Annotated in this window: 27 protein-coding genes, 2 tRNA genes and 1 rRNA gene; 5 read left to right on the forward strand and 25 right to left on the reverse strand. The window is 37.2% G+C overall.

Annotated features, from left to right (window positions below):
• From ACDX78_RS13635 to ACDX78_RS13665, 7 genes are all read right to left on the reverse strand, one after another.
• Window positions 1–252: a hypothetical protein gene (locus ACDX78_RS13635; RefSeq protein WP_486028699.1), complete on the reverse strand. Its 252-nt coding sequence runs from the start codon at window positions 250–252 to the stop codon at window positions 1–3.
• A complete protein-coding gene (locus tag ACDX78_RS13640; RefSeq protein ID WP_486028700.1) occupies window positions 249–410 on the reverse strand; it encodes a hypothetical protein in 162 nt (53 codons plus the stop codon). The genes ACDX78_RS13635 and ACDX78_RS13640 overlap by 4 nt, the downstream gene beginning before the upstream one ends.
• Window position 411: 1 nt before the next feature.
• Window positions 412–1,215: an ATP-binding protein gene (locus tag ACDX78_RS13645; RefSeq protein WP_486028701.1), complete on the reverse strand. Its 804-nt coding sequence runs from the start codon at window positions 1,213–1,215 to the stop codon at window positions 412–414.
• Window positions 1,216–1,225: 10 nt separating this feature from the next.
• Window positions 1,226–1,948: a replication protein gene (locus ACDX78_RS13650; protein WP_486028702.1), complete on the reverse strand. Its 723-nt coding sequence runs from the start codon at window positions 1,946–1,948 to the stop codon at window positions 1,226–1,228.
• A gap of 101 nt (window positions 1,949–2,049) precedes the next feature.
• Window positions 2,050–2,928 (reverse strand): ParB N-terminal domain-containing protein, encoded by an 879-nt coding sequence (locus ACDX78_RS13655; RefSeq protein ID WP_486028703.1) that lies wholly within the window; start codon window positions 2,926–2,928, stop codon window positions 2,050–2,052.
• Window positions 2,900–3,799, reverse strand: coding sequence for a DUF3102 domain-containing protein (locus ACDX78_RS13660; RefSeq protein WP_486028704.1), 900 nt, complete (start codon window positions 3,797–3,799; stop codon window positions 2,900–2,902). The genes ACDX78_RS13655 and ACDX78_RS13660 overlap by 29 nt, the downstream gene beginning before the upstream one ends.
• A gap of 6 nt (window positions 3,800–3,805) precedes the next feature.
• Window positions 3,806–4,030 (reverse strand): helix-turn-helix domain-containing protein, encoded by a 225-nt coding sequence (locus ACDX78_RS13665; protein WP_486028705.1) that lies wholly within the window; start codon window positions 4,028–4,030, stop codon window positions 3,806–3,808.
• Between the two features lie 170 nt (window positions 4,031–4,200).
• Between ACDX78_RS13665 and ACDX78_RS13670 the strand changes: the two genes are divergently transcribed.
• Complete coding sequence (locus ACDX78_RS13670) at window positions 4,201–4,401, forward strand: helix-turn-helix domain-containing protein (RefSeq protein ID WP_486028728.1); 201 nt, start codon at window positions 4,201–4,203, stop codon at window positions 4,399–4,401.
• Between the two features lie 167 nt (window positions 4,402–4,568).
• Here the strand turns inward: ACDX78_RS13670 and ACDX78_RS13675 are convergent, their stop codons facing one another.
• The 15 genes from ACDX78_RS13675 to ACDX78_RS13745 form a co-directional block, all read right to left on the reverse strand.
• Window positions 4,569–4,751, reverse strand: coding sequence for a hypothetical protein (locus ACDX78_RS13675; protein ID WP_486028706.1), 183 nt, complete (start codon window positions 4,749–4,751; stop codon window positions 4,569–4,571).
• Between the two features lie 4 nt (window positions 4,752–4,755).
• On the reverse strand, window positions 4,756–5,169 hold the full coding sequence (locus tag ACDX78_RS13680) for a hypothetical protein (protein WP_486028707.1): 414 nt from the start codon (window positions 5,167–5,169) through the stop codon (window positions 4,756–4,758).
• Window positions 5,159–5,491: an HNH endonuclease gene (locus ACDX78_RS13685; RefSeq protein ID WP_486028708.1), complete on the reverse strand. Its 333-nt coding sequence runs from the start codon at window positions 5,489–5,491 to the stop codon at window positions 5,159–5,161. Before ACDX78_RS13685 ends, ACDX78_RS13680 begins: the two co-directional genes overlap by 11 nt.
• A gap of 10 nt (window positions 5,492–5,501) precedes the next feature.
• The gene (locus ACDX78_RS13690; protein ID WP_486028709.1) at window positions 5,502–5,717 is read right to left on the reverse strand and encodes a hypothetical protein; all 216 of its coding nucleotides are present in this window, start codon (window positions 5,715–5,717) and stop codon (window positions 5,502–5,504) included.
• A 29-nt stretch (window positions 5,718–5,746) separates the two neighbouring features.
• Window positions 5,747–6,373 (reverse strand): ERF family protein, encoded by a 627-nt coding sequence (locus tag ACDX78_RS13695; protein WP_486028710.1) that lies wholly within the window; start codon window positions 6,371–6,373, stop codon window positions 5,747–5,749.
• Window positions 6,366–7,343, reverse strand: a complete 978-nt coding sequence (locus ACDX78_RS13700) for a DUF1351 domain-containing protein (RefSeq protein WP_486028711.1) — start codon at window positions 7,341–7,343, stop codon at window positions 6,366–6,368. Before ACDX78_RS13700 ends, ACDX78_RS13695 begins: the two co-directional genes overlap by 8 nt.
• A complete protein-coding gene (locus ACDX78_RS13705; RefSeq protein ID WP_486028712.1) occupies window positions 7,318–7,506 on the reverse strand; it encodes an SWIB-MDM2 domain-containing protein in 189 nt (62 codons plus the stop codon). Before ACDX78_RS13705 ends, ACDX78_RS13700 begins: the two co-directional genes overlap by 26 nt.
• Before the next feature lie 87 nt (window positions 7,507–7,593).
• Window positions 7,594–7,800 (reverse strand): hypothetical protein, encoded by a 207-nt coding sequence (locus ACDX78_RS13710; protein ID WP_486028713.1) that lies wholly within the window; start codon window positions 7,798–7,800, stop codon window positions 7,594–7,596.
• Between the two features lie 5 nt (window positions 7,801–7,805).
• Complete coding sequence (locus ACDX78_RS13715; protein WP_486028714.1) at window positions 7,806–7,958, reverse strand: hypothetical protein; 153 nt, start codon at window positions 7,956–7,958, stop codon at window positions 7,806–7,808.
• Window positions 7,959–8,043: 85 nt separating this feature from the next.
• Window positions 8,044–8,175, reverse strand: coding sequence for a hypothetical protein (locus tag ACDX78_RS13720; RefSeq protein ID WP_486028715.1), 132 nt, complete (start codon window positions 8,173–8,175; stop codon window positions 8,044–8,046).
• 178 nt (window positions 8,176–8,353) lie between these two features.
• Window positions 8,354–8,611, reverse strand: a complete 258-nt coding sequence (locus ACDX78_RS13725) for a hypothetical protein (protein ID WP_486028716.1) — start codon at window positions 8,609–8,611, stop codon at window positions 8,354–8,356.
• 84 nt (window positions 8,612–8,695) lie between these two features.
• Window positions 8,696–8,980 carry a helix-turn-helix domain-containing protein gene (locus tag ACDX78_RS13730; protein WP_486028717.1) on the reverse strand — a complete coding sequence of 95 codons (285 nt, stop codon included), beginning with the start codon at window positions 8,978–8,980 and terminating at the stop codon, window positions 8,696–8,698.
• 90 nt (window positions 8,981–9,070) lie between these two features.
• Window positions 9,071–9,352 (reverse strand): helix-turn-helix domain-containing protein, encoded by a 282-nt coding sequence (locus tag ACDX78_RS13735; RefSeq protein ID WP_486028718.1) that lies wholly within the window; start codon window positions 9,350–9,352, stop codon window positions 9,071–9,073.
• On the reverse strand, window positions 9,353–10,102 hold the full coding sequence (locus ACDX78_RS13740) for an antA/AntB antirepressor family protein (protein ID WP_486028719.1): 750 nt from the start codon (window positions 10,100–10,102) through the stop codon (window positions 9,353–9,355). It abuts the gene before it with no gap.
• Window positions 10,103–10,113: 11 nt separating this feature from the next.
• Window positions 10,114–10,344, reverse strand: a complete 231-nt coding sequence (locus ACDX78_RS13745; protein WP_486028720.1) for a helix-turn-helix transcriptional regulator — start codon at window positions 10,342–10,344, stop codon at window positions 10,114–10,116.
• Window positions 10,345–10,497: 153 nt separating this feature from the next.
• Between ACDX78_RS13745 and ACDX78_RS13750 the strand changes: the two genes are divergently transcribed.
• The 4 genes from ACDX78_RS13750 (at window position 10,498) to ACDX78_RS13765 (ending at window position 13,174) form a co-directional block, all read left to right on the forward strand.
• Complete coding sequence (locus ACDX78_RS13750; RefSeq protein WP_486028721.1) at window positions 10,498–10,956, forward strand: helix-turn-helix domain-containing protein; 459 nt, start codon at window positions 10,498–10,500, stop codon at window positions 10,954–10,956.
• Between the two features lies 1 nt (window position 10,957).
• Window positions 10,958–11,551, forward strand: a complete 594-nt coding sequence (locus ACDX78_RS13755; RefSeq protein ID WP_486028722.1) for a hypothetical protein — start codon at window positions 10,958–10,960, stop codon at window positions 11,549–11,551.
• A gap of 80 nt (window positions 11,552–11,631) precedes the next feature.
• Window positions 11,632–12,075, forward strand: coding sequence for an ImmA/IrrE family metallo-endopeptidase (locus tag ACDX78_RS13760; protein ID WP_486028723.1), 444 nt, complete (start codon window positions 11,632–11,634; stop codon window positions 12,073–12,075).
• Window positions 12,056–13,174 carry a tyrosine-type recombinase/integrase gene (locus tag ACDX78_RS13765; protein WP_486028724.1) on the forward strand — a complete coding sequence of 373 codons (1,119 nt, stop codon included), beginning with the start codon at window positions 12,056–12,058 and terminating at the stop codon, window positions 13,172–13,174. Before ACDX78_RS13760 ends, ACDX78_RS13765 begins: the two co-directional genes overlap by 20 nt.
• Window positions 13,175–13,247: 73 nt before the next feature.
• On the opposite strand, the gene ACDX78_RS13770 is transcribed toward ACDX78_RS13765, so the two are convergent.
• The 3 genes from ACDX78_RS13770 to rrf all read right to left on the reverse strand — a co-directional run bounded on the left by ACDX78_RS13770 (window position 13,248) and on the right by rrf (window position 13,615).
• A tRNA-Thr gene (locus ACDX78_RS13770) sits at window positions 13,248–13,320 on the reverse strand.
• 20 nt (window positions 13,321–13,340) lie between these two features.
• A tRNA-Asn gene (locus ACDX78_RS13775) sits at window positions 13,341–13,415 on the reverse strand.
• A gap of 84 nt (window positions 13,416–13,499) precedes the next feature.
• Window positions 13,500–13,615 (reverse strand): 5S ribosomal RNA (gene rrf, locus ACDX78_RS13780).
• Between the last annotated feature and the right edge of the window lie 203 nt (window positions 13,616–13,818).

Below are 13,818 nucleotides of genomic sequence, written 5' to 3' on the forward strand. Positions count from 1 at the left end.
TTATAACCCCCTATAAGCAAACGGTCTTTTAACTTTGCCTTTCCTTGCTTGGTGATATAAGGCAAGGAATACTTCATGCGCATTCCGTTTGTTTTTCTTTGCTACAAATTCAACATCCATGCCTGCGTTCCAATCATCAGTTATCTGTTTTAGTTGCTGTTTGGGAAATGTAAATTCCAAATCATCAAGTATAAACTCGTTATCTCGCATTCTTGTTTGTTGTAATATGGGGGCGTGCGTTAGTGTGTTCATATAGCTATTTCCTCCATCCGGTTTAATTCAGCTTTTAATCGCTCTATGTCGCTGTCATCCCGGACAAAGTCACATTGGCTGTCCGGGCATGGCTCAAACTGCAAATAATATCCATTGTCTATTGCTAGGCCGCCGGTGCCGTTGCAGGTTTTACACATGTTAGTCAAGTCCTTTCAATCGGTAGTCTTCGCCTTCGATTTTTATTACTTTTGCATTTGACATCATCCGGGAAATAATTCTTTTTGACATCATTCCGTATTTTTTTGTCAAGTGCTTAGATGTGAAATTTGTTGTATAGATGGTTTTCTTTCCTTGTCTGGAATTAACTATTTGAAAAAGTATATCTGCCGCCCATGATTCATAACCATTTGCATCTGGCTTTACGTACTCAGCCCCCACGTCATCCAAAACAAACAAATCTGTTTCGCTAATTGCGTTCATTATTTTTTCTTGTGATCTGTTCGGGTTATTAAAGGTGTTTCTTATTTCCGCTAACAATGACGGCAAATCTATGAAAACACTTGATTGTAAATGGTTGAAAAAAGATTCATGTATCGAATAAGCCAAGTGCGTTTTTCCTAACCCTGTATCTCCTTGAAAAAATAAGGTTGTATTTCTCGTTTTATTTCCTGCGAAATCCTCTGACGCTTCCAATGCATATTTTTGTGTGTCGTTTTTTGGCTCATAATTTTCAAAGGATGCGTATTGAGTTTCCGGCGGAACGATCGTTAGCCAGTTATATTTGTTTTTTAAGTGCTTTTTGTATCCTTCTTGCACTTCTCCCCTCAGTTGTTCATCTTGATCTTGTTTGAAGCATTCTCTGCAAAAATCTAATGTGTACTTCTTTTCGCCGTTAAAGTAGAACTCGCTTACGTTGTATTCTTCTCCACAACGGTCACACACCTTCGTTTCAAGCACACGTTCCTTTATTAGGGATTTGATTATTTCTCCTGTACTCTGCATGCTTTGCCTCCTAAAACAAGTTTTCAAATCGCTCATCTGGTTCATGTTGGAAACCGGGTATTTTCGATTTCAAGAAATTCCTTTTTGGTTCAGCTTCATCCAAAAAGCGAATAACGTTGTTAGGTTTCATGAATTCCTCATAAGTCCATTTGTGAGTCCAATAGTATTCAATCCCTGCAAGCACATCAGAATAGTTTTTAATTGCTTGCTTTAATTCCTCAAATTCATTGTCTTCAAGTCTCGCATTTGTGCTGCTTTTCATTTTTTGGTTCATTCTTTTATGTCTGATTATTTTTTGTTCATTCCAAAATTCGAAAAGAGCGTATATATGTTCATCATTATTAGTTAATTCATTATTAGTTAATTCATTACTTAGTAGTGTTCGATTTTCCACATGTGGTTTTTCCACGTGTGGATTATCCACTTGTGGAAAATCGGTATGTGGCACTTCGTAAACAATAGTTTCCCATTCAAACTTTCCATTTTCGTCTCGCTTCTTAATCCTTTGCACGTAGCCTCGATCTTTTAACTCATTGAACCCTGATCTAAAAGATGCCTTTCCATCCGTTGCATTTGTCGCCAATTCATCAAGGTAAAATGTCCAGTCATCCGGTTTAGAAAGCATGAATGCCATAACACCCTTTGCCTTCCATGAAAGGCTTCTATCGTTTAATGCCGTCTTATTCATAACGACAAAATTGTTATTCTTCTTTACTCGAATTATGTTGCTCAAATGGAACACCTCTGTTCTGTAAAAGTGGTGCGTTTTATGTTATAATAGGATGTAGATGGTTGATGTTGGCTCACCAACCATCTAGTAATTATTTATTTTTCTTACTCTGCTGTCTCTTGGGCAGCTTTTTCTATTGCATTTCTAGTCCACTCTTTCCGATATTCATTTATAACAATTCTTCCGTCGCTGGTAATATAGTATTTAATATACTTTTCAGATGATGGGCTTAATTTGTGATTATAGGCATCTAACAACGTTTTTAAAGCCTCGGTATGGTTCGTAGTGTTTTTGACTTTGATTTCTTCGTCTAGTTCATTTTGAATAACCTTTCTAATAATCCTGTTTTCATCAAACTTTTCCAATCTATATAATTCATGCAAAGCAGCTTCAAACTTCGACCGTTTAGGTGTCTTGGTTTTTTCTCTGAAGTGAACCATGAAACGGAAAAACTCAACTGCTTTTTCGTAATTATGAAATTGGAAATCCCCACTCTTAATTAACTTTGACGACTTAGTAACACCGGTTGGAGAATCAATCGAAACGTTCAAGACGTTTGTTATACCACTTGATGATCTTTGATTTATTAAATCTATCAGTTTTATATATTCTTCTTTCCCCTGATTAGCAAAAGCTTCAATAAAGTCTTTTAGATTCCATTTTCTTTGATTTGTATTCATCCTTGTTATATCTTCTTCTGTCAAACCTTCAACTATGATGTATTTAACAGGAACATTAACCTTTCGCGAATGTATGAACCTGTTTTGTCCATCAATGATAATCATTTCTTCATTAACGATAATTGGAGCAACAATGCCTTCTTTCGCTTGCTTCAACATTTCATTTGTCATTAATACTTCTCTATTAAACTTACTTAGATAAAAAATGGAATAATCATAAGTTTCATAAACCGCATTCACCACTTTTCCTTCTCTTGTTGGATTACTAGCCCCTCTAAAAACTCGTTCTTGAATATTCATCATTTACAATCTCTCCTTCAATGATATTTTTGTCTGGCAACTTTCCTTTTGCTTCGTCGCAAATCCTGATTACCTCGTCCAATGTTGATTCAAAATCGTCAATTATCCCAAATTCATTTGTTACATTCTCTTTTTTCACTGCATGAATTTTCGGAGCGATAACAGAAATTATATGTTCCAAATTTGTTTGAATATCATATAACTTGTCGTATTCATCAATCTTCCTTTTTAATTTAAACTCTTTTTCTTTCATTTCTTTTAACTCCGACTCATCACCATCCTTACTTTTTATAGAATTACTTAAGTTATCCAACTCCTTTCTAAGCTGTTCGTTTTCTGATTTGTAACGGTCTCTCAACCTCTGAGCAGCTTCGAAATTTCCTTTTATTTCGTGATAATCAACAGGAGGAACTTCTACTTGTTCGGGTTCTTTATTGCGTTCTTCTGTTAGTAATTCACCTAGTTTTTCGTTCGCCTCCTCTGCTTGTTTTAATTGCTTTTTCACCTCCTTTAATTCACGGACGGTCATTTCGTCAACTGTTTTCGTTTCACCAGATGAAAGAGCGTGCCCCTTTTCTCTTTCTTCTTGCGGCAATGTTGCAATTTCATAAAGCGCTCTTGATGATAGTTGTTGCCACGTGTCAACATCTGACGGCAATTCTTCATAAGTTTTAACGAATCTATGAGCAGTTGATCTATTCATGCCTATAGATTCAAGCCATGTTGACCATTGACCATAAGCTAGATCATTTTCTTTGACGTGCTTCAATCGCTTGCCAATCTCGAATATCGCTTGACCAGCAACTTGCTTATAACTGTTTATTTCAGCTGTGATGACATTTAAATCGTTTGATAGTTTGACAACTTCATTCACCGATAATTACCCCACTTTCTTTATATCTTCCAGAATCAACAGATCACCTACACCGCAGTCGAAAAACCTACATAATTTTTCGATCGTATCAAAGTCAATCCTTCTTGTTTTTCCATTGATAATGTCGTATAGTGCTTTACTTGATATGTTTGTGCTTCTTGATATTTCGGTGACTGTCCGTATATTTCGAGAAGCCATAAGCTGATAAATGTTTACTTTTAATTTTCGCATGTCTTATCCTCCTTGCTTGTATTTATTATAACACCCTTGGGTATTATGTTGCAACCCATAAGTAGCGATTTATATTCTTTTTTTGAATAAGTAGTTCTTATTTTGAACAAAGCATTGTTTAAACAGGCTTAAAACGAGTATAATAGGTAGTGAGGTGATAACTATTGGCTGTGAAAAACAACCTCCGGGTAATGATGGCTAAAAAGAAAATGAATATACAGGACGTTTCAAATGCTACTGGATTAAGTAGAAAATCTATAAGTAAGCTATATCATGATGTGTCTACTCAAATTACTTTTGATGTGATGGAAAAATTATGTGATTTATTTGATTGTGATCCGGGCGACTTGCTTTATATCGACAAGGACTAACCCCGATCACAAATAGCGTAATACTTACCTACCTCTACCACTTGGTAACCGGGGTAACGCTTTAGATAAGTGGATATATTTTGCTTTAATTCCTGCTTATCTTTGGCGTTATCCCAGCACCATTTTGGTAAAATTACTCTGCTGCGGTTATGCATAGAATCACCAACCTAAAGCCTTTCATGTGTTTGGTTTGTAATTCTGTCTATTTCGTTGTAAATGTATTCCTTGTAGTATTTTGAATGTTGTCTTCTTGCTGACCACAAAACTAAACTTACTAAATCGTCCAATGATTCTTTCTGCTGATTAATATAATTTTCCGCTTCTGATAGCCTTTCCTGTATTGTCAACATTCGCTCACCCCTTATCATTTGTATAACTCAATTCATCTTCTAGCTTGTTACGCTTCTGGCGTAAATCTATTAACCTGTGATTCAAGGACTCGTACATAAGTTTATATTTGTTGTACATGGAATTGGCTTCCCTTTCCTGTTCTCGATAAGATGAAACGATTAACTCTGCTTTTGCTTCTCTTGCGGCAACTGTTCCGCTTTCTTTCAGTATTGTTTCTGAGTGGATTCTTTTGCGTTCGAGATATGCAGTATCTTTAACGTATAGCGCTTCACTTACAAGATCACCGACAATGAATAAACTTTCGTTGTGCAGGCTTACCAGTTCGTATAAATGGGATAATTCATTTGTGTCCAGCTGCTTAATTTTGTTGAATATTTCTGTTAGTTGGTCAACGCGTTTCTGTATTTTATCGTTCATAATATCGCTTCAATTCTTCACGTTTTTTCATACGCCAAGCCCTTCCTTCTGCTGTACTATCCGCAAAATGGTGACATGTCCCTGTGTTTACAGATGGGCCACACAAAAGGACTATGTTTGCCGGGTCTCTTCCAGATCCCTGCTGTCCGGCTTGCTCCAAATGAGACATTTCAAAGGCATATGCGCTTGTTCTGCCACATCGTTCACATTTATGTTCAGATCGGATTAAAACCTCTCTGCGTACCTTGTTTGTTATTTTAGTGATATTCTTGGGTGCTCGTCTTTTGTGATCGGGATTTATTTTAGGTACTGCCTGTAGCATCTAATCCTCCTCAATGTACTTTTTTTACTTTGAATGTATTTTTGAAATGAGAAAAACTAAACTCATCCATTTCCCGACGTTCATTACATTTAACGCAACCGATTGTGTAAAAATTAAGGAAATCAATATCAATGCCGTTGTAATGCTCTGTTTTTCTAGTGTCGATCAAATACCAGTCATGCACACAAACGGATTTAGATTCCTTTTTCTTTCTTCTAAAAAACATGTAATCCTCCTTTTAAGAGGGGGCAATTGTCATGCCCCTTTTTGATTTTCTTCCTCTGCCTTTTTTAGCCAAGTGTCCAGTTTCTTTTCTGCGTTTTCCGCTTGCTTTTTTGATAGCTTCGTAATGTCTGCAATGTTCAATGCCTTGTACACTTCATCAACAGATACATTCCTTGCTTCTGCAAACTTCATAGATTTTGTTTTAATGCTGCCAACTTGCTTTTGTGTAATAGCTTCATCTTTTTTATTCTGATTCTGGTACTCATCTGTATCTGCATCTTTTGTGTCATCAATCAGGTACAAGCCATTTAAAGCATATTTACGGGCATATGAGGATGCTGTGCCTGTTATCTGTGATCCATCCATACCCTTCTTGCTTTCGGACTCTCTAGCGTAAGCTGTGACCACATGAGATCCTTCCCCATCCGTAATTGTTGCGGTTGCTTTTATATAGTGCCAGTCGCCCACAAGAAGCGGTTCATCTGCTAGCGTGAGTAATAACCCTTGCTCGGCATTTAAAGGCTTCACGGCTTCTAATATGTCTTCTGCTGACCTGTATTTGTATTTTCCGAATGAATTAAAATTGCCTTTTGGGGCTTTTAATGTTTTTTGCACATTGATTAGTTTTTCAGTGATATTTATTTTTTCATTAGTCAATGATTGTCCACTCCAATCCGGCTAGTTCTAAATATCTGTTAAGGGATTCAAGTTCCTCTTTCGTTCCAACAACTTTATATTTCTGTGTGTTCTTTTGTTCAGTGAATGGGTCGTCCACAAATGGATCGTCAATAAATGGAATTTCATCATCAATAGATTTACTTGCCGGCGCACTACTAAGCAATACTTGTTCGTATTCCTTTTCTTCTTCCACACTCTCTTGCTCTTCTTGTTCAATGCGCTCTAATTCAGCTTGTTTTTCACGTTCAACGCGTTCTTTTTCAGCCTCACGTTTTTCAACTGCCATGTTTGCATCTTGTTCAATCTGACTTTTAATTTCTTCGAATGGCGTAAACTCTACTAATCTCACATAAGCATCAACTGATAAACTCAAATCGTGCTTATAGTTTGCCAGTTCCACGGTAGAGACAATAATTTCTTTATCAGCTGCTTTTTTGTCCTGCTCCATTTTTAAATTTTTAACTTGAAACTCCAATGACTCATCTGCGACTTTTAGACTTGTGGACTTCGTGAGCAAACTATCATCAATCACAACTCGCTCGTGGTATTCTTTGTCTAAGCCATGATTTTCGATGTGCCCCACTCTGATATCTTCCAATTGAGCCAGCCTTTCCGCTCGGCGTTTCTCTTCAAATTCTTTTTGTTGTTCAACTAATGGAGTGATTACACTTTCAAATTTCTGATCTAGTTGTTTACATTTCTTTTCGAATTCAGTGACTGGTGCATTTAGTTTTTTCTTGGTGTCGATTCGATAACGATCAACTGCGTTTTTCCCTTTTCGTAATTCCGCTAAAGTCTTTCTTAAGTCAGTTGCGGTTTCTTCTGAAAAAACCAATCCTTCATACTTTTTCAAACTGATTTCTAATTCTTTTTCAATATCCTCGTGATTAAATTCGATTTTTGCTGGTTCTAATTCGATTGTTTTAACCTGCATTTGTAGTTCGCTCATTTTTATCTTCCTCGCTTTCGTAATGATTAGTAACTATTTTTAAATCCTCAATTGTTCCAAATTCCGATATAGACGTTACAACACCGCAATAAATGATTCTCCTATCTTCCCAATCCGGGAATTTTTTTCTGCTTTTTATATAAGACTCCAAAAAGTTATTCATGATTTGCCTCCTTCTCCCCTAGCGTGGTATACTAGGGGTACAAGTTTTATTTTAAAAATCGTCGAGACCCATTGCAGTGGGTCTTTTTTATGCAATTTCATGTTCTGCGCCTAGCTTTTCTAGTATTTCAATTGTTTCCTGCATCAATGGCTCGACGAGAAATACCTCATCATTTAAAGAAATAATGTCATCGCCAGGGTAAATCTCATGACCGAGTTTATCTGTATTAACTGGTTGCATTTCCGGTAATCCGTGTACATGCATTTTCGATATATCCGGGTGTTGTATATCCATTTCAGTTATCCCTCCTTGTTGATTTCCTCGTATTCTTCTATTTCTTCTTTAATCCCTTGCAGATCAACTTCATCCAGATCGAATAATGCACTTACTAAAATTTGCTGTTGTTGCCATTCTTCGAGTTTTCTAACACGATCCATCAACTTGCTAATCATCTAATCACCGCCCACTCCATCAATAAGATAAAAAGCAATACTATAATCGCACCGATCACATAACTCCAAAACTCAGATACTGCCATTAGCTTTCCTCCTTTAAAAATTTGAGTACAATTCTTACTTCGTCTGCTGTTAAGCCTTGGTCTCTCGCTTCCTTTATTAACCGATACCAACCCGCCATGTTTTTAATTTTTTCCACCTCCTTGTTGGTCATAAGTGAAACCTCCTACCATTCTTTTTCCATCCAAACTACCGCTATAATTCCGACGATTGCCGCTACGATATTCAAAGCCATTTGATGACCTCCTACGCGTTAATTAGTGCGTAATAAAGGAATGCCATTCCAGCGATAAACAAAACGTTGTATGTGTATTTAGATTCGCGTATTTTGTTCATATTTGAAGCATCCTCAATAATTCTCTTTGTTGCTGCGTGCCTTTTATTTGATTTAATACAAGATCTATCTTGTCCTCTTGTGTTTTGCGATTTTTCATTGATTCCAGTTCATTCAGTGAGCGTTTAGCATTTTCCAGATGCATAGATGCCTTTTCATATTGCGCTTGTTCATAAAGATCCTTTGCGGTTTTAATGCTATATTTAAAGCAGTTTTGTTCCTCTTTTGCCATTGGCTTGTCCTTTTCCAAAAACATGTGATACCTCCTAAAAGTAAGTAATGATGATAAAAATTAATGGTATTGCTCCAAGTACGACTGCATAATTATCATTAGCTTTTTTCAAATAATCCCTCCCATTAGATTTATAAATCCTACTGCCGAAACTGCTGTATCGAGTAATGTTTGCATTATGCCGATGCCGTCTACACCGCAAAGGAAGGCAACCATCACTTCCTGTGTTTGCGTGTTGTTTGTCCAAGACTGCACCATGCTAATGCTTGGTTCTTTCGTGCCGTTCTCGTATTTAGATACGTCCGATTGATTGATATATAATTTATGTGCTAATTCCGATTGACTTAATCCTGATCGAGTCCGGCACGCTTTTAATATCGCGCCGTAATTCAAAGGTTTCACCCCCCTTTTATTCCTGATTGGAATTTATTTATATGGGTCAGTGTTTTATAATGTAATTACCGACCCCTTGTTGGTAGTTTGTTAGATTGCTTGTTTTGCTGTTTGATTCATCCAGTTAATTAGTGCTTGATATGGTACGCGTATCCTGTTGCCATCCCTTATATGTGGGAATCCGGTTTGTTCCGACTGATTAATCATTTCGTATGTTTTGTTGATGCCGAAACCTAGTATTTCGGCAGACTCCTTGACCGATAGTGTTTTAGGTGTATCTCCCGCATGGGAATCGAGAAGTGTTTTAATTTCCTGTAAATGCTTCTCGTTTTCCTCGCGGATGATTTGGCGTACTACATCTTCAAATGACATTTAGACCAACTCCTTACTGGTTAAAATTGCTTGTTGGTTTAACATCTTGTCAGCAACTCTTACGGCATCCTCTAATCGTCCGGCCATAGACAAATATTGTGGTGCTGTAAGGTTCTTTAGTCCGTGCTTTTCTTTGTAATGCTTAATCAGTGATTTTAAGTTTGTCCTGTAGGCATTGTTAAAGCCTTTTGTAAAATGCCTCCAAGCTTCCGGAAAAGCTATTCCGTTTTGAGCAGCGTACTTTCTTACCATGTTATTTAACCGCTGTTGCAAGTCACCTATTTGGTCAATTTTGTCGTAGTTGTCCAACCTGTGGTTTACTGTTTCTAGTTGTTTTCCTTGGTTTTCTAATTTCGTGCGAATATCTTTCATGTTTTGGGCTTGCATAATAATCAAGTCTTCTATTGATTGCGGTTGATTTTGCTTTCTGTGTTCTTTTTCAACCTCGATGAAATATTTTCTAATCACTCGACCTTGCTCATTGTTTTCAACCATTGCGATTTCTTTGGCGGTATCTAATAAGAGTAAATATTCGGTTGTAGGTCTGCCGCCATTGCTTTTCCCCCGAAATGTGGAAAAGTCTTCATTGAGTTTAAAGCCATATTTCCTAATTCTGTCTTGAATCCAAGTTGGAAAATCTCTGGCAACAAATAATTGTTCATGTAGTTCTCTACCGTTTACTACTTTTTCGCCAGTTGAAGTTTCGTAAACCGGCAGCATTTCATCAGCAATTACTTTTAATTGATTCATTTACATACCTCCTAGATTGCTTTAGTGTCATCTGGTGACACAGTTTGATTAAAAAAAATATCACCTATTGGTAGATTGAAAAAAACAGACGTTTCAATCATGATTCGAGCACTAGGGTTGTACCTCATATTCTCGATCTTAGATAGTGAAGTGCGCTCAATTTCTAGGAAATCAGCTAACTCTTGCTGGCTAACACCCTTTTGGTTTCTGAGCTGTTTGATCCTGTTGTGAATAAGACTCATATCCTGACCTCCTTTTACGTATAAATTTAATTAAGTTTGTGTCGTGTTGTGTCTTGACACTTATAATAATAATGGTTTTCGTGTCACTTGTCAACACTTATTTTATAATTATTTATTTTTGTGTTGTTTTACGCTACAATGGAGGTGAAATGAGTGGTGATAACAATGAATGACAAGAAGACTTCAAATGAATTCGGTGAATTTATAAAAGAATTTCGCACCAAAGAGAAAAAAATGAACCTACGAGATTTCGCTGACCTCATAGGTATAAGTTTTTCTCACCTTAGCAAAATCGAAAGAGGGGAGCACATCCCATCAAAGACAACCGTGGGTATGATTGCCGAATCCCTTGATATAGATAAAGATAGGTTATTCTTGATGGCTGGATATGCCAGTGAAAATTTCGCATCTGGTTTAGATGTGTTGTTTCCAAAAATCGATGAAGAGGAAACAGCTAGAAAGGCGGCAATAATTGATAAAATAAAAATAGAGTTCCCAGATGCCGATTTGATGTTTAATGATCTGGCCAGTTTTACAGCAGACGATATGGAAGACGTGTATAATTATATTAAGTTTAAAAAGAGTCAAAAGGAAAACGAAAGGGGAAATTAACATGTCAAAAGAAAAAGGAAATAAACCAATCTATAAAAGAACATGGTTTTTGCTAGTCGCGTTCGTTGTTTTGGGTGGAATTATCGGAATTACGAGTGATGATGAAAACGAAGCAGAGCCAGAAGTTACAGAGGAAGAGGCAGAAGAAGTAGAAGAGGTTGACGAAGAACCGGAAGTAGAGGATGCTGCCACAGAGGATGAAACAGAGGAACCGCAAGAAGAAACAGCAGCTTTATCTGACGATGATATAGAAACGCTCAGAAAAGACTTAGAGGATGACTTGGAAGCTGAACAAGAATTTGGCGACATGTTTTATTTAGATGACTTTGACTATGATTCTGATGCAAATAGGATTAACGCAACGATAGATATGCAGCAAGACCCCCTACCGGATACAAAAGAAGATGTTGCGGAATGGGCTGAAACTTGGAACTGGTCAATGGTGGAAGCGAATGAACTGGAAGAAGATTTTAATGCAACTGTAACACTGGTAACAGAAGTAGACGATGGAGAATATATTTTATGGGGCCATTCTACTTTTGTAGATGGAGAGTATGACTTTACAGAAGAAAGCGGAATGCAATTATACGATTAAATACTAGGTGTACATTGAATTGTACACCCTATCTTATATACTAAAAAGGAACATACATTCTATAAATGGGGGTTTTTAGTTTGTACACGCACCTTGAGGATTGCATTTATGACCTTTTTGGATTTATGGAAATAACCGAACCGGAACAATTAGCGATTGATAATGTAGCGAAAGAATTAAAATTACAAGTAGTATATAGAAGGAAGGCATTTCGTTTTTACGATGAAATTATTTTAACACCTGGAACAATACAGCAGGAATGGCAGTTATTTGGTCATGAAGTCGGTCATTATTTAATACACACTGGAAGCCAGTTACAAATGCATTATTTATTTAGAGATTTACAGGAGTACCAAGCAAACCATTTTGCATATCATTTCTGCGTACCAACTTTTATGCTGGAAAATGAAACCGATTTATCAGTCTATAAAATTATGAATCTGTTTAATGTAGAATTTGACTTTGCTTTACGCAGATTAGAAATGTATGAAAGGAAGTTATTAGATGCGCGGGCACATTGCTAAAAAAGGAAAGAAATATTATATAGTAGTAGATATTGGAACGGGATATGAGCGTAAGCAAAAATGGCTTTCTGGATTCAATACTAAAAAAGAAGCCGAAAAAGAGATGCCGCGTATCCTAAACGAATTAAATCAAGGAACCTACGTCGAACCATCCAAGCAGCTATACAGTGATTTTTTAGATGCGTGGATGAAGAACAAACGAAATAAACTAAGTCTGAACGCGTACAATAATTATGAAATGAATATTCGCGTTCATATTAAACCTGCTTTGGGTCGTTTCAAGTTGTCCAAATTAAACAGCTTGGCCATAGATGATTTTTATACCGACTTAGAAAACAAGGGGCTGTCTAGTGCTACCATACGGAAAATGCACACGATCGTTAGGTCTTCGCTAGAGTACGCAAAAGATTACCGTTTTATCGAATGGAACCCTGCCTCTGTTGTTAAACCGCCAAGCGTAAAACATAAAGACATTCAAGTATGGGAAGAAAAAGATTTGATGCGCTTTCTTCATTTTACCAAGAATGAACATGATTATATTGTTTACCATTTAGCTTTATTTACTGGCATGCGGCGTGGTGAAATACTAGGCTTAAAGTGGTCTGACATTGACTATGCACAAAAAAAGATACGTGTGCAACGCTCATATTCAAAATCTGGATTTACAAAAGGTAAAACGGATAGCGCAAGGCGTGTGATTGACGTTGATGATGACACGATTACCGCGCTCAAAGAACGTCATAAGATAGTTAAAGAGAACAAAATGCGCTGTGGTGAAGATTATGAGGATAACAATTTAGTTGTATGCCGTGCGGATGGTCGGCCGGTTGACGTGAGGAATGTAAACAGGCGTTTTACGAAGCTGCGTGAACGTCACAAAATGCCAGAGATACGTTTTCACGATATGAGACATACTCATGCGACTATAATGCTAGGAATGGGAACACCTGTTAAAATAGTATCGGAAAGAATGGGTCACCATAAAGTAGAAATAACTCTAAACACATATGCCCATTTATTACCTTCGATGCAATTAGAAGCAATTCAATCTTTCAGCGATAATATGAAAAAATATAAGAACGCACATTCTGAAAAATAGTGCATGTTAGAAGGGTGTTAGAAGTTCAATAAAAAAAGACTTGCCACAATTGGCAAATCCCTTGTCCCGCAAGAGCTTCCAAGCGGACTTGAACCGCTGACCCCCACCTTACCATGGTGGTGCTCTACCGACTGAGCTATGGAAGCATTTTATTTAAACATAAAAATGGCTCCACAGGTAGGATTCGAACCTACGACCGATCGGTTAACAGCCGATTGCTCTACCACTGAGCTACTGTGGAATAACTTAGGTAATATATACCTTTATTATGTCCAATCAGTATATATTTTATCAAAGTCTTACCTAATAATATGTAGAAAAAACAGCCTGGCGGCGTCCTACTCTTGCAGGGGCAAGGCCCCAACTACCATCGGCGCTGGAGAGCTTAACTTCTGTGTTCGGCATGGGAACAGGTGTGACCTCTCCGCTATTGCTACCAGACAAGGAATGTCCGTAAAATAAAGGACAAGACATATTATATGCATTCTCAAGAAAAAATGCAAGGGTTTTTTTAAGATTATACCCTAAAAACTAAATAAGAGTGTAAAACGACATGGTTAGATTTAGTTAAGTCCTCGATCTATTAGTATCCGTCAGCTCCACGTGTCACCACGCTTCCACACCGGACCTATCAACCTCATCGT

The sequence above is a fragment of the Virgibacillus oceani genome (genome assembly GCF_041521345.1).
GTDB classification, from domain to species: domain Bacteria; phylum Bacillota; class Bacilli; order Bacillales; family Amphibacillaceae; genus Virgibacillus_N; species Virgibacillus_N oceani_A.

Excerpts from the sequence above, each read along its gene's own strand:
- ACDX78_RS13635 (WP_486028699.1), bottom strand. The coding sequence starts at position 252 with ATGAACACACTAACGCACGCCCCCATATTACAACAAACAAGAATGCGA.
- ACDX78_RS13640 (WP_486028700.1), bottom strand. The coding sequence starts at position 410 with ATGTGTAAAACCTGCAACGGCACCGGCGGCCTAGCAATAGACAATGGA.
- ACDX78_RS13645 (WP_486028701.1), bottom strand. The coding sequence starts at position 1,215 with ATGCAGAGTACAGGAGAAATAATCAAATCCCTAATAAAGGAACGTGTG.
- ACDX78_RS13655 (WP_486028703.1), bottom strand. The coding sequence starts at position 2,928 with ATGATGAATATTCAAGAACGAGTTTTTAGAGGGGCTAGTAATCCAACA.
- ACDX78_RS13665 (WP_486028705.1), bottom strand. The coding sequence starts at position 4,030 with ATGCGAAAATTAAAAGTAAACATTTATCAGCTTATGGCTTCTCGAAAT.
- ACDX78_RS13675 (WP_486028706.1), bottom strand. The coding sequence starts at position 4,751 with ATGTTGACAATACAGGAAAGGCTATCAGAAGCGGAAAATTATATTAAT.
- ACDX78_RS13680 (WP_486028707.1), bottom strand. The coding sequence starts at position 5,169 with ATGAACGATAAAATACAGAAACGCGTTGACCAACTAACAGAAATATTC.
- ACDX78_RS13685 (WP_486028708.1), bottom strand. The coding sequence starts at position 5,491 with ATGCTACAGGCAGTACCTAAAATAAATCCCGATCACAAAAGACGAGCA.
- ACDX78_RS13690 (WP_486028709.1), bottom strand. The coding sequence starts at position 5,717 with ATGTTTTTTAGAAGAAAGAAAAAGGAATCTAAATCCGTTTGTGTGCAT.
- ACDX78_RS13700 (WP_486028711.1), bottom strand. The coding sequence starts at position 7,343 with ATGAGCGAACTACAAATGCAGGTTAAAACAATCGAATTAGAACCAGCA.
- ACDX78_RS13705 (WP_486028712.1), bottom strand. The coding sequence starts at position 7,506 with ATGAATAACTTTTTGGAGTCTTATATAAAAAGCAGAAAAAAATTCCCG.
- ACDX78_RS13710 (WP_486028713.1), bottom strand. The coding sequence starts at position 7,800 with ATGGATATACAACACCCGGATATATCGAAAATGCATGTACACGGATTA.
- ACDX78_RS13715 (WP_486028714.1), bottom strand. The coding sequence starts at position 7,958 with ATGATTAGCAAGTTGATGGATCGTGTTAGAAAACTCGAAGAATGGCAA.
- ACDX78_RS13720 (WP_486028715.1), bottom strand. The coding sequence starts at position 8,175 with ATGACCAACAAGGAGGTGGAAAAAATTAAAAACATGGCGGGTTGGTAT.
- ACDX78_RS13725 (WP_486028716.1), bottom strand. The coding sequence starts at position 8,611 with ATGTTTTTGGAAAAGGACAAGCCAATGGCAAAAGAGGAACAAAACTGC.
- ACDX78_RS13735 (WP_486028718.1), bottom strand. The coding sequence starts at position 9,352 with ATGTCATTTGAAGATGTAGTACGCCAAATCATCCGCGAGGAAAACGAG.
- ACDX78_RS13740 (WP_486028719.1), bottom strand. The coding sequence starts at position 10,102 with ATGAATCAATTAAAAGTAATTGCTGATGAAATGCTGCCGGTTTACGAA.
- ACDX78_RS13745 (WP_486028720.1), bottom strand. The coding sequence starts at position 10,344 with ATGAGTCTTATTCACAACAGGATCAAACAGCTCAGAAACCAAAAGGGT.
- ACDX78_RS13755 (WP_486028722.1), top strand. The coding sequence starts at position 10,958 with ATGTCAAAAGAAAAAGGAAATAAACCAATCTATAAAAGAACATGGTTT.
- ACDX78_RS13765 (WP_486028724.1), top strand. The coding sequence starts at position 12,056 with ATGCGCGGGCACATTGCTAAAAAAGGAAAGAAATATTATATAGTAGTA.